Source organism: Paenilisteria rustica, assembly GCF_013820765.1.
Taxonomy (GTDB): domain Bacteria; phylum Bacillota; class Bacilli; order Lactobacillales; family Listeriaceae; genus Listeria_A; species Listeria_A rustica.
The window spans coordinates 381107-394430 of sequence record NZ_JABJVM010000001.1 but is presented as its reverse complement, the minus strand read 5'-3'; the positions used below and the strand labels follow the sequence as shown (position 1 = coordinate 394430).

Here is a 13324-nt window from a genome sequence, read left to right as displayed (position 1 = left end):
CGAGCCAAAATACTAGCCCAACACTTTATCAAAGATTTTGACATCTCTGTAGGTTAAGAAAAGGCACGAGCTATTGACTCCCTAGCTCGCACCTTGATATTTCACCCCAACAATTGACATAGAGCCAAAAATAGAGGAGTAAGAATCGCAATCTGGATTCTTACTCCTCTATTTTTAACAGTACTTATTTAGTATCTTTCCCCATAACTAAGTTTCCTGCATAAATTTCTTCTAACGCTTTTCCAACCGCTTTATGCGATTTGAAATCATCCATTGTACCTGGATCGTGGTCTTTTTGCATTTGACGGGCACGACGCGCAGCTACCGTTACTAGCGAGTATTTTGAGTCAATAACTAACAACAAATTATCAATTGATGGATATAACATCTATTCCAACTCCTCTAACATTTTTTCATACTTATGAATGACGCGCTCTGTTTTTAAGTGTTCGGTCTGAACGATCCCCTTAATTTTTTGAACGGCATTATCTACTATATCATTAACGACGGCATAATCATAGGCGTTCATCATCTCAATTTCGCGGCGAGCCTCGCTCATACGCTCTTCGACAACGTCCATAGACTCTGTACCCCGCCCTATAATGCGGTTTTTCAGCTCACTCAAATCTGGTGGTGTTAGAAAAATAAATATTCCTTCTGGCATCGCCTTGCGTACTTGTAACGCTCCTTGAACCTCGATTTCAAGAAAAACATCTTTTCCCGCCACCAAAATTTCCTCCACATAATCAAGCGGCGTTCCGTAATAATTACCGACATATTGCGCGTATTCTAACATTTTGCCGTCCGCAATCGCCTGCTCAAATTGTTCCTTCGTGCGGAAATAATAATCCACACCATCCACTTCGCCTTCCCGAGCTTTGCGGGTTGTCATCGAAATGGAATATTCAAATGAAGTTGTCGGGTCGTCAAAAACTGCTTTTCTAACCGTCCCTTTCCCAACTCCAGAAGGACCAGATAAAACGATGAGAAGTCCTCGATCTGTCATGTTTGCGTTCCTCTTTTCTAAAATATCATACTGCTTGAAAAATTATTCCACGTTCTGGATTTGCTCGCGCATTTTTTCAAGTGTCGTCTTTAATTCTACCACACGATTCGTAATTTCTAAATGACTAGCTTTCGATCCAATCGTATTTATTTCGCGATTCATCTCTTGAATGAGAAAATCGAGCTTTCGGCCAATCGGTTCTTCCAGTAAAAGAATGTGCGAAAATTGCTTCACATGGCTGCCCATGCGTTCCAGCTCCTCATTGATGTCTGATTTTTCGAGTAAGATGGCAATTTCAGAGAGGACGAGTGCTTTATCGAAATCCTCGCCAACATAGCCAAGCAAGCGGTTTTCGAGACGTTCGCGGTACGTTGCTTCCATTTCAGGGATGAAGCCTTGAATCTCAGCTAATAATTTCGTCGTCATTTCTAGGTGATGCTTGAAGTGTAGCGCGAGTTCGTTGCCTTCTGTCGCCCGCATATCGTCTAGTCGTTTTGCTGCGGATGCTGTTGCGCCGATGAGTAATTCTTCCAGCTCCGAATCGGGTTCATTGCTCTCTACAATTTCTAAAAAGCGCGGATCTAGCAGCAATTCTTGAATATTTAGCGCATCTTCCATCTGATAGCGCTGCGTTGCCTGGCGCATAAAGCGAATATACTCATCTGCCAAATCCCAATTGATGACCAATTTTTCTTTTGTTGCCTTGTTTCCTTCTATTGTAATCGCGCATTCCACCCGGCCACGTTGCACCTGTTCCGCGATGCTCTTTTTTAACTTCGCTTCTAAATAGGCGAACACCCGTGGCATCCGGAACACAGTTTCCAAATAGCGGTGGTTCACAGCTTTTAATTCAACGGTTACCTTGAAATTCTCTGATTGCTTCCCTGCTCGCCCGAACCCAGTCATACTTTTTACCATTTCGATCAGCCTCTCGCATTCTAATTTCACCTCTTTATTATAACAAAAATAAGGAAATAAAACACCTAAAAGCGGGAATAGGAAGCAAGTTTTGACGTTCTTGTGGTACAATAAAAGAAAAAAGAGGAGAATAAGACATATGAAGAAAAATATCTTGATTTTTAGTATTGCGTTAGTCGCGATTATTGCACTGGCCTTGGTGCTACGTTTTGCTATTTCTACACCGAAAGAGGATTTTATTGTCAGTGGTGAGAACTATAGTGGGCAGGCGTCATCTGAAATAACCGTTAGCAACGGCGGAAAAGTCATTACTAAGATTCCAGCACTAAAAAACGAAACAACAAAAGAGATAACAATGGAACCCATTGACTTGAAGCCTGGTGGAATAGTTGTTAGCTATGTCGATAAAAATGGCAAAACTCATAATGATATGCAAATTGATATCACACCTGGCGAAACGACAATGAATCATAAGTTGTACCTCAACGTGACAGAGGTAAAAGATGATGGCACAATGATCATCGACTACAGCTACTCTTCGCCAAATGGGGATGAAATCTCTAGTCAATCGAACTAAATAATTTTTTTAAGGGAATGAAACAAACGAATGGCATTTGATACAATGTTTTTAAAAGCAATGACTGAAGAACTGACCGAACAGTGCGAAACTGGGCGGATTATGAAGATACATCAACCGTTTGCGCATGAATTAGTGTTGCATGTTCGGAAAAATCGAGAAAACCAGCGCATTTTGATTTCGGCGCATCCGAGTTACGCGCGCATCCAAATTACGAAGGAAACGATGGAAAACCCTGCGCAGCCGCCAATGTTTTGTATGTTGTTACGGAAATACATGGAGGGCGCGATTATTGAGTCGATTCGCCAAGTTGCGAATGATCGGATTTTGATTTTTGGGATTCGTGGAAAAGACGAGATTGGCGAAACGCGTTTTTGTGATTTATATGTCGAGATTATGGGACGCCACAGTAATGTTGTGCTCGTGGATCGTGAGAAAGAGACGATTGTGGACTGTATTAAGCATGTTTCACCGGCTTTCAATAGCTATCGGACGCTTTTGCCAGGGGCTGCTTATATTTTACCGCCGAGTTCGGATAAGCTTGACCCGTGGACTGTCAGCGAGGAAGATTTATTGGCAAAATTGGATTTCAATGCTGGCAAAATGTCGAAGCAGATTGTTTCCAGTGTCGCTGGATTTAGTCCACTGCTTGCGAATGAAGTGATTGCGCGGGCTGGGTTAGTGAATCGGGAGACATTACCGCAAGCCTTTTTTAGTGTGATAGCGGATTGTGCGAAACCAGCAGAGCCGGTTTTATTTACGAAGAACGAGAAGGAAGATTTCTATTTCATGCGGCTTACGGATGTTGCCGTGACGGCAGAATCGGATTCGCTTGGTGCTTTATTGGACCGGTTTTATGGTGGAAAAGCGACGCGGGACCGGGTGCATCAAATTGCGCATGATTTGGAGCGGTTGCTTGCGAATGAGATTGACCGCGATCGTTTGAAAATGGAGAAATTGGAGCAGACGCTTGTCGATACGGAACGCGCGGATGAATTTCGCGTTTTCGGTGAGTTGTTGACGGCGAACTTGCATTTAGTATCGCGTGGTATGACGGAGATCGAGGTGCAGAATTTCTATGATGAAAACATGGGAACGGTGAAAATCCCGCTTGATATTCGGAAATCGCCGCCGCAAAATGCCCAGTTTTTGTTTAATAAATACCAGAAGTTGAAGAAAGCTGTGAAATTCGTCGAGGAGCAGATGCGCTTGACGGAGCAGGAAATTGCTTATTTGGAGACGGTACAGCAACAGTTGGAGGACGCTTCGCCTGAGGACGTTCAGGAAATCCGGATGGAACTCGCAGAACAAGGCTACATCAAGTATAAGCAGAAAAAAGGAAGCCGGAAGCCGAATCAGAATCCAACGCTTGAGAAATATACGTCGAGTACTGGATTACCAATTCTAGTCGGGAAAAATAATAAGCAAAATGATTATTTGACGAATAAAGTAGCGCGAAATTCCGATTTATGGTTTCACGTGAAGGATTTACCGGGATCGCACGTGGTGATTCAAGACGCGAATCCGGATGATACATCGATTACCGAGGCTGCGATGATCGCGGCGTTCTTCTCTAAAGCTCGGTTGTCTGGGTCCGTTCCAGTGGACGCGACGCTGATTAAGCATGTGAAGAAGCCAAGCGGTGCGAAACCTGGTTATGTGACGTATGATAATCAGACGACTTATTTCGTGACGCCTGATGAGGAAACGGTGAAGGGTTTGCGGAATTAGACTTAAAAAATGGTTGGCATGAGTTTCGAGTTCATGCCAACCATTTTTTTGAGCGATATATTTATTCAGATTTAACTATTTTCCTAATATATTCTGCAGAAATTTGTCCAGGACTGGTTTCTTTCACTACTACTTGAGGATTAAAGTAGATTTCCACCTCGTCCCCCACCATCAAATCTTCTAATTTTATTTTATCACCGTCCTCATTAAAAATATTATCAGAACTCTCTAGCTCGTATTTTCCACCTTGTAAGTTTGATTTTTCACCACTAATTCGATGTAAATTGTCGACTCTCAAATTGGATTCATAAATAATCGCACTATAGATAGCGTTCTCATTATCAGTTTTCATTGATGATGTACTACTGCAAGCACTCAAAAATAATATAACTATACTAAATAGCGAAATATTTATGACTTTTATCTTTTTTCTCATGCCTTGAACCCCGCATTCTTCTCCTTTTATATTTTGTAGCTATTTCGCGCGTTGATATAGTTTTCTTAGTTCTGTTCTTTGTTGATCAGTTAAATCTTTTTTCGGGATATCTTGAATCGCGCCTTCCAGAGCATATAAGAAATGAAGGCAAGCCTCGTCGTCCACTAAGTCCTTGACGAGCAAATAGGCTTTTTCTGTGCCTATCGATTGTAATTCTTCCGCTGATTTTATACCAACAGAATTCAGTTTTTCTTCGTTTATTGCTCCGAGATTTTTCATATCAGATATTTTCACGTTTGTCCTCTCCATTCATGCGCGTGTACTTTATCTCTTTCATTATAGTAAAACAGTGATGAATAATCTACTTTCAGATTGCTCATCACTGTTTGTTTATATATTTCCAATTTCCGCTAAAACCTGTTTTTCAAGGTTTTGCAAACGCACTCTTGCCTCTTCTCCGGTTTCTCCAATACAGCTAAAATAGATTTTGCATTTTGGTTCGGTTCCTGATGGTCGAATGCAGAACCATGAGCCGTCTGTCAGATGGAATTTCAAAACGTCTGATTTTGGTAGGGTTATTTTTTGTTCTGTATGTGTTTGGTAATTGTTCTCTATACTGGCTTTGTAGTCTTTTTTGCTGATGACACCATCGACTATTTTCTCGCGCATCGTTTGCATGATAGTTTGAATTCGCGCGATGCCTTCCTCGCCTTTTGCGGTGATGGTGTGCAAGGATTCTTCGTAGTAGCCGAATTCGTCATAGATGGTCTGCAAGCCTTCGTATAGTGTTTTTCCTTGTAATTGGAAGGATAGCGCGACCTCTGCTGTTAAAAGAGCTGCTTGGATGGCGTCTTTATCGCGGACGAATGGTTTGACGAGGTAGCCGTAGCTTTCTTCGTAGCCAAATAGGAATGTTGCTTCGTTTGCGACTTCCCATTCTGCGATTTTTTCACCGATGAACTTGAATCCGGTTAGCGTATTATAGGTTTTCACGCCATATTTCTGCGCGATTTTTTCGCCTAAGTCGCTTGTCACGATAGTCTTTATGAGCGCGCTGTTTGCCGGAAGATTCGGCTGGGTGACTAAATAATGTAGCAATAGCGCGCCCAACTGATTTCCTGTCAAAATTTGATACGTTCCCTGTTCGTTCTTCACCGCAACGCCAATTCGGTCAGCATCGGGGTCTGTCGCCATCAAAATGTCAGCATCATGACTCGCTTCGATTGCCATCGTGAATGCGGCATGGTCTTCTGGATTCGGTGATGCGACTGTTGGAAACGCACCGTCTGGAATCGCTTGCTCTGCCACAACGCGGACATTCGTGAATCCTGCCTGTGCCAAACCTTGCGTGACGAGCGGTCCACCTGTCCCGTGAAGTGGCGTGTATACGATGGCAAGCTTGGCGCCGTGTTCTTTGGCTAACGCCGGATTCTGCGTCACCGCACGGACTTGCTCTAAATATGCCGCGTCCGCTTCTTCACCAATTCGAACGAGTAAACCGTCTTCGGTTAACGCCGATTCGTCGGCTACAGGAATCGCGAACAAGTCGGAAATTCCCGTCAAATACGCCGTTATTTTATCCGCAACGTCCAGCGTAATCTGGCATCCATCTGCTCCGTAAACTTTAAAGCCGTTGTATTCTGCTGGATTGTGGCTTGCTGTAATCACAATTCCTGCCGCTGCGCCCCATTTTCGAACCATAAACGACAGCTCCGGAGTTGGGCGTAATGCGTCGGATAAATAGACTTTGATTCCCGCTGCACCGAGCACCCGCGCCGCTTCTAGTGCGAATTCTGCCGAAAAATGCCGCGAATCATAGGCAATTGCCACACCCTCCGTTTGAAGCCCTTGCTCTGCGATATGTGCCGCGACACCGCTCGTAACCCAGCGAATCATGTATTTATTGATTCGATTTGTGCCACAACCAAGCTCCCCGCGCATACCGCCTGTGCCGAATTCCAAATAACGATAAAAATGCTCGCGTCTCGTTTTTTCGTCAGATAATTCCGTCATTTCCTGTTGAAGCGCCGCATCGTCCTTCGACGCCGCGCTCCATTTTTGCCAATTCATCGGCTCTCATCCTCCAGCTGTTGCAGAATTTCCGCCAAACTCATCTCGCAACAAGCCATCGACGTATCCGCAACACCGTAGTACATTTTAACAACATCGCCTTCTACGATTGTACCGCAACCAAAAACGACATCGCCGAAAAAGCCATTTTTCTCATAGTCCGCTTCTGGTTCTAAAATCGGCGTTTCCGTCCGCGCCAGAACTTTCATCGGATCATTCAAATCGAGTAGGACCGCTCCCATACAATAGCGATGTTCTTTCGTCGCGCCATGATATAGCTCCAGCCAACCTTTTTCCGTCTTAATCGGCACGGCACCTCCACCGATTCGACCGCTATCCCAATAACCATCACGAATGCCGAGCAAATGACGGTGATCGCCCCAACTATGTAAATCAGGTGAAGACGCAATCCAAATATCCAAATTTCCAATACTCTTCAAACTCGGACGGTGTAACGCGTAGTATTTCCCATTCACTTTTTCAGGAAAAATCAGCACATCTTTATTTTCTGGTGCAAAAATGTTTCCTTCGTACTCATAGCTCACAAAGTCCTTCGTCGAAATCATCGCGTCAGCAACGCCCATCTCGGAAACCGCGCTGAAATTCACATAATAAACGTCGCCGATTTGCGTCACACGAGCATCTTCAATACCGAACGTTTGGTATTCGTTAAATGGGTATAAAAACGGTTTTTCATCGACCGTAAAGTTATGTCCATCCTTACTTCTCGCAATGCGAATGTAGGAAAGTGACGTCAAATAGGCGAAACCTTCCATCTTGTCTTTCGTCCGAATCATCCGCGGATCTTCAAAATCATACGTCGGATCATCCAAACGAAACTCCAAAATATCCAATTGCTTCGTTTCCACATTGAAAACAGGTGCCTTCACAATATTTGGATCTTCACTGATTGGCTTCTCTGCCACACGTAAAAGCAACAACGTCTCGTCTTTATATTGCGCAACACCCGCATTAAACGCGCCTAATACTTCAAAATCTGGACGATGCGGTGCCACATCAGCCGGTGTAATTAATGGATTTTCCTCATAACGATAAATATTCATAATTCCCAGTCTCCCTATCCTTCAAATTTCACAAACGGATCACGAATCGTTCGTTTCTGCGCATCCGCGTCGCTTATTCCTACATATAAATCAGCTGTTCCAGAAGCATTTCGAATCAATCCACCACTGAAAACAACATCTTCCAAATCAGGTCGCTTGCTCGGTCCCATCAGAAAATCCGCCCGTTCCGCGATAATTTCCATCGGTGCCACAAACGTCGCGCTCATCGGATCAATCACACAAATAGCCGCGTAATAATGCCGATCACCGGCCGCATCAAAATTAGCAATATGACTGAGCACGCCTAATTTGCCATTTTTCAAAAGATGCATCTCATTCGCGCCGCCCCATTCATCCTCCGCAAAATGTGGTGGTAAAAGCGGTGCATTTTCAACCAAAGCCACCGTCAAATCTGCTAATTTCTGAATCAGACAAAAACCAATTTTGCCACGCCCACCTTTTTCACCTTGCGGACGCGTCAAAACTGCAATCTCGCCACTTGGCAACTGCTTCAATCGCAAGTCCTTCATCCCAACTGGGCCTTCAAAAAACAACGCCAAATCAGCAATTCCCTTCCCACGATACAAACAAGTCCGCCACGCCAATTTTTCAGGGTCAGCCTCACTCGGGAAAACTTCCACACCACCGATTATCAAATCCCCATCAATCCGTGTCATAAATGGGTCTTGCAGCGCCAATTTTGGCATATTCGCAAGTAGTACCCACGCCAAATCCTGTTTTTCGAAAAAGCCGATTTCCGCCATTTCGCTGTCACGCGCTTCGATTCGCCCAGCAATCACTTCTTTGCCATCCACAACAAACGGCGCCGTAATGTTGTACACATCCTTGTCACCAGCGCCAACAAACGCCAAACGTTCCACTTTCGTAGGCTCATTCCCCACTCGATATTCCTTCAATAAAACCGCAATCTCGTTCATAATAAACTCCTTTATCTCTTAAAAATTACCGCTGCAAACGCTGGCAAACTAATTATTTCCGCGTCCACAACCACATCCATATTCGCCAAAACAAGCGTCAAATTGCCCCACTTGTTCTCTATCTCACGTGCTTCCCCGAAATTGAGGCACACCAGATGCTCACCGCGAACATACGTCAAGAGCTCATCAGCCACCTCAAAATCACGATATCCCGGCTCACAAAAATCCGCCGTTTTTCGCAAAGCAATCAGCGCTTGATAAAAAGCAAACATCCGCTTCCCGCGCGCAAAGTCAGGCGTCACTTCACCAATCCAGGCCTCCGCTTTATCTGAGAACCCTTCCGGCCAAGTCATCGGCGCCCTCGCCTTATCCCGCGTCTTCTCCTGCGCCGCAAGTAGCGCCTCCTGCTCCGACTTCCCGTCCTGCAAAGCCAGCTCATACGCGTACACGCCCTGCACATCTCGCATCTCGCGCATCGACTCCGGCACAAAATCCGTCATCCCAATCTCCTCGCCAAAATACACAAAAGGAACACCGTGTGCCGTCAACATAAGCATCGCAAGCAACTGCGCCACATCCTCGCGCCCGTCCGCCAACCGATTCCACGACCGACTCATATCATGACTCCCGAAAAACAACGTCGGCATCCGGCCATCCGCGTATACCTGCTGCATTCGCGCAAGCTCCGCAACAATCCCGTCACGACTCGCCACACTGCCAAAATTAAAGTTAAACGTCACATCCAGGCCGTCAAGCCCCGCGTACTTTTCAATCTCCGCCAAGTTATCCGAACTAATCTCGCCAACCGTAAAATAATCGCCACGCGCACGAATCCGCGTCCCAATTTCGCCCATTTTAGCCATCATGCCCGGCTGATCCTTATCAAAAATATGCTGCTGACAGCCATCCTCCACCGGATTATTCGTAAAGTCCCGAGTCAACGTCAAATTATTAATCACATCGAGCCGAAAGCCGTCCAATCCCTTATCCAACCAGAAATCGAACACCTTCCAAATCTCCTGCTGCACGTCCGGATTAGCCCAATTCAAATCGACCTGTTCTTTCGCGAAACTGTGGTAATAATATTGTTTCGTCACGTCATCCCATTCCCAAGCCGAACCTCCGAAAAACGATTCCCAATTATTCGGAGCATCACGCCATACGAACCAATCACGCTTCGCATTCGTTCTCGAACTTCGCGATTCCACAAACCACGCATGCTCCGTCGACACATGATTCACAACCATATCCGCAATCACCCGAATCCCGTGCCGATGCGCACAAGCGACAAACTCCTCCAAGTCCGCCATCGTACCATAATCCGGATCCACCGCGTAATAATCACTCACATCATAGCCATTATCCACTTTCGGAGACGGGTAAAATGGCGTCAACCAAATGCCACCAACACCAAGCTCAGCCAAATAAGGCACTTTTTCAAGTAATCCCTTAAAATCGCCAATCCCGTCCCCGTTACCATCCTTAAATGACGGCATATAAATCTCATAAAAAACCGTTTCCTGCCACCATTTCAACATCGTTCAAAACTCCTTATTTCAGTGTAAACTGCATGCCCTCTTGGAATTTTTTCGAGAAGAAGAGGAACAGAATAATCAGCGGTAAAGTCAGCACAACCGACGCCGCGTACATCGGACCTGGATACGTTGCATACGGTCCAAACATTTGCGATATCAATACGTTCAGCGTTACCGTACTATCACTTTTCGTCACGATTAAATCCCATAACAGGTTCGTCCAGCGGTCCGTGAACAGGAACAAGAAGATAACCGTACTAATCGATTTTGACATTGGTAAAACAACGCGGAACAAAATTTTCAAATCGCTCGCCCCGTCCAATTTCGCCGCCTCAATCAACGTATCCGGAATCGCCTTGAAAAAGTTCGTGTACATAAAGATCGCCCACATACTCATCATCGTTGGAATAATCATCCCAGCGTACGTATCGAGCAAACCAACATTCGTAATCATTAAAAATTGCGGAATCAATAAAATAATCGCTGGGAAAAACATTTGGAACAAAATCACGTTATTCACGAACATTTTCCCTTTAAATTTCACTTTTGCAAGTGCGTAACCAACCATAATCGCGAATAATAACATGAGTCCCGTCGCAATCGTCGCCACAATAATCGTATTAACAAACGCTTGAATCCAAGGTGCCGGAGCCGATATCGCAGCATCTCCGAACAACCAACTCCAAGAACGCGTCGTGAATTCAGTTGGAATCAATTTCCGATCGACTTGATCCCATGCCGCAAACGAGTTGAGTACGAGATAAATAAACGGATAAATCATGACTAATAGAATCAATGTGGTTAACGTATAGCGAACCGTCATGCCCCACTTACTTTTACGACCAACCATTTCTCTCGCCCCATTTCTCTAGTCCTTTTTTAATAACACCAATCGATGCAAACGTCACAACGGCCGCCACAAGCGAGATTGCTGAAGCATAACCTGATTTCAAGTTTACAAAGGCTTGGTTATAAATCTCCATTTGCCACGTATTTGTCGCAAAGTTCGGCCCACCGCCAGTTAGCTGGTAAACCTCTGTGAATATCCCGAAACTCACGCCTACGGCCAAAACAATCACCGTGAAAAGCGCAGGATACATCATCGGAATCGTAATTTTCCAGAATGTGCGGAACCGGCCCGAGCCATCCATCGCCGCCGCCTCATAGATTTCTTCGTTAATACTAGATAATCCTGATATCAAAATCAGTGCGTAATACCCTGACATTTTCCAAGCAATCATCAGTGAAATAACGAATAATGAAGTCATCGGCGTTCCTAACCAATCAATATTTAAGCCAAAATTGTCACGAAAAAAGATGTTTAGCGGACTGTTATAAGATAGCAAACCTTTCACGATCAAAGACGTAACAACGCCTGATGACAGATAAGGTAGGAAAAAAGCAACTAAGTATAACCCTTTGAATTTCGGTAACCCGTTCACAAGTACCGCAACGACCATCGACATAATAATCGCGAGTGGTACGAATACAATCAAGAACTTATATGTCACCCAAAACGATGCTTTCACCGCTGGGCTTGCAATTGCCTTTGTGAAATTATCCAGCCCGACAAAATTAATATCAGGACTCATCATGTTCCAATCCGTTACGGACAGCCAAATCGCCCAAACGAGTGGGATTAGAAAGAAGATAATTGTGAAGATAACATAGGGGCTGGTGAAAGACCAGCCCAATTTATTGTTCAGCTTCTTCATTTCTGAAGCACCTCATCCTCAGCTTTCTTCATGTCGTTCCAAGCTTTCGCAGGTTTCTTCTCACCACGAACGACTGGATTCCATGCTTGTTCACCGATGATTTGTTGAATGTCATTGTAGTCAGCGTTATCCATCGCTGGAATCGCGTATGGTACGTTTTCTGCATATACTTTTAGCGCTGGATTTGCTTTGAAGAATTCAGTGAATGTTGCATTTTGCGTCGCATCATCACGCGCTGGAATTAAGTTTGTTGTTTCTAAGAATTTCAAGTCATTTTTATCGTTGCTGTAAACGAAATCTAGGAATTTAACCGCAGCTTTTTTCTCCGCATCTTTTGCTTGTGCGTAGAACACGATTCCTTTTGCATCTGAATACGTATTTACATTTTCAGCATCTTTTAAAGCATCTGGAACTGGCGGTGTCGTAACCGTGTATGTTTCGCCATTTTTTAGCTCTGGGAATTTCTCTGCCCAGTTCGGGAATGACCATGGTCCAAGATCAGCCATGATGCTCGTTCCTGTTTCGAATGGATCTGTTGCTTGTCCTGCTAATAGAAGGTCATTTTTTTGTAGCTCAGACATGAATGTAAGCATTTCTTTTCCAGCTTTGTCATCCGCTACAAATTTGCCATCTTTTACAAATGGATTCCCTTTTGAAGCCGCATTATAAAGCGGGAAGAAGTCAAACCAACGCATCCAAGCTGTCGGATCCGCCAAGTCTGCTTTTGCCCAAATCACTTTGTCGGGATATTTCGCTTTTAGTTTTTTACCAGCAGCAAGCACATCACTATATGTTTTTGGCGTTTCATTCACACCAATTTCTTTCAAAATATCAGTACGCCATGCGAAAAGAATCGGGTTAGAGTAAACTGGGAACACATATTGGTTACCATCCGAGAATTTCCAAGCGTCAAGACTATCGGTCATTTTACGTTTTTCAGCTACTTCTTTCATGCCGTCGATTTCATTGATTGGCACGATTGCTTTACTATCCGCGAGTTGTGCGGCGAAGCTACGATTTATATTTTCCGAAATAGTTGGTGCTGTTTTCGACGCGATGGCCGCTTGCACCGTTGCTTCAGAAGATGGACTTTCTTTCATTTGTGATACTTCGATTTTAATATCTGGATTTTCTTTCTCAAAAGCTGTTGCCATTTCTCCCCAAAACTTCATTTGTGTTGGATTTGGCGCGGCCCAAAAAGTTACCTTCGTCTTGCCATCAGCCGACGCGTCATCCTTACTTCCCGAACCACATCCCGCTAGCAAACTCCCTACCATTGCTACGGATAAAACAGAAAACACCACTTTTTTTAATTTCATCTTTCATGTCCTCCT

The 13324-nt window shown here is 44.5% G+C and carries 14 protein-coding genes; 2 read left to right on the top strand and 12 right to left on the bottom strand.

The features are described from left to right. Positions 1 to 184 precede the first annotated feature (184 nt). From rpoZ to HPK16_RS01905, 3 genes are read right to left on the bottom strand one after another with little or no spacing between them, the layout of a single operon-like run. Entirely contained in the window at positions 185 to 388 is a 204-nt protein-coding gene (gene rpoZ / locus HPK16_RS01915) for a DNA-directed RNA polymerase subunit omega (protein ID WP_181675311.1), read from the bottom strand. Continuing rightward, positions 389 to 1006, bottom strand: coding sequence for a guanylate kinase (gene gmk / locus HPK16_RS01910; protein WP_181675310.1), 618 nt, complete (start codon positions 1004 to 1006; stop codon positions 389 to 391). Positions 1007 to 1048: 42 nt separating this feature from the next. Beyond that, on the bottom strand, positions 1049 to 1924 hold the full coding sequence (locus tag HPK16_RS01905) for a YicC/YloC family endoribonuclease (protein ID WP_181675309.1): 876 nt from the start codon (positions 1922 to 1924) through the stop codon (positions 1049 to 1051). Between the two features lie 139 nt (positions 1925 to 2063). On the opposite strand from HPK16_RS01905, the gene HPK16_RS01900 reads away from it, so the two are divergent. Then, on the top strand, positions 2064 to 2501 hold the full coding sequence (locus HPK16_RS01900) for a hypothetical protein (protein ID WP_181675308.1): 438 nt from the start codon (positions 2064 to 2066) through the stop codon (positions 2499 to 2501). Positions 2502 to 2531: 30 nt separating this feature from the next. Continuing rightward, complete coding sequence (locus tag HPK16_RS01895) at positions 2532 to 4232, top strand: Rqc2 family fibronectin-binding protein (protein ID WP_181675307.1); 1701 nt, start codon at positions 2532 to 2534, stop codon at positions 4230 to 4232. A 61-nt stretch (positions 4233 to 4293) separates the two neighbouring features. Here the strand turns inward: HPK16_RS01895 and HPK16_RS01890 are convergent, their stop codons facing one another. The 9 genes from HPK16_RS01890 to HPK16_RS01850 form a co-directional block, all read right to left on the bottom strand. Further along, positions 4294 to 4668, bottom strand: coding sequence for a hypothetical protein (locus HPK16_RS01890; protein WP_181675306.1), 375 nt, complete (start codon positions 4666 to 4668; stop codon positions 4294 to 4296). 39 nt (positions 4669 to 4707) lie between these two features. Then, positions 4708 to 4962, bottom strand: a complete 255-nt coding sequence (locus HPK16_RS01885; protein WP_181675305.1) for a TfoX/Sxy family DNA transformation protein — start codon at positions 4960 to 4962, stop codon at positions 4708 to 4710. 96 nt (positions 4963 to 5058) lie between these two features. Continuing rightward, entirely contained in the window at positions 5059 to 6738 is a 1680-nt protein-coding gene (locus HPK16_RS01880; RefSeq protein WP_181675304.1) for a phospho-sugar mutase, read from the bottom strand. Beyond that, positions 6735 to 7802: a BtaManbiosPhlase gene (locus tag HPK16_RS01875; protein ID WP_181675303.1), complete on the bottom strand. Its 1068-nt coding sequence runs from the start codon at positions 7800 to 7802 to the stop codon at positions 6735 to 6737. The genes HPK16_RS01880 and HPK16_RS01875 overlap by 4 nt, the downstream gene beginning before the upstream one ends. Positions 7803 to 7816: 14 nt before the next feature. Then, positions 7817 to 8740, bottom strand: a complete 924-nt coding sequence (locus HPK16_RS01870) for a DUF1861 family protein (protein ID WP_181675302.1) — start codon at positions 8738 to 8740, stop codon at positions 7817 to 7819. 11 nt (positions 8741 to 8751) lie between these two features. Further along, entirely contained in the window at positions 8752 to 10275 is a 1524-nt protein-coding gene (locus HPK16_RS01865) for an alpha-amylase family glycosyl hydrolase (protein WP_181675342.1), read from the bottom strand. 16 nt (positions 10276 to 10291) lie between these two features. After that, entirely contained in the window at positions 10292 to 11125 is an 834-nt protein-coding gene (locus HPK16_RS01860; RefSeq protein ID WP_181675301.1) for a carbohydrate ABC transporter permease, read from the bottom strand. Next, positions 11112 to 11990: a carbohydrate ABC transporter permease gene (locus HPK16_RS01855; protein WP_181675300.1), complete on the bottom strand. Its 879-nt coding sequence runs from the start codon at positions 11988 to 11990 to the stop codon at positions 11112 to 11114. Before HPK16_RS01855 ends, HPK16_RS01860 begins: the two co-directional genes overlap by 14 nt. After that, positions 11987 to 13309 (bottom strand): ABC transporter substrate-binding protein, encoded by a 1323-nt coding sequence (locus tag HPK16_RS01850; RefSeq protein WP_181675299.1) that lies wholly within the window; start codon positions 13307 to 13309, stop codon positions 11987 to 11989. Before HPK16_RS01850 ends, HPK16_RS01855 begins: the two co-directional genes overlap by 4 nt. Positions 13310 to 13324 lie beyond the last annotated feature (15 nt).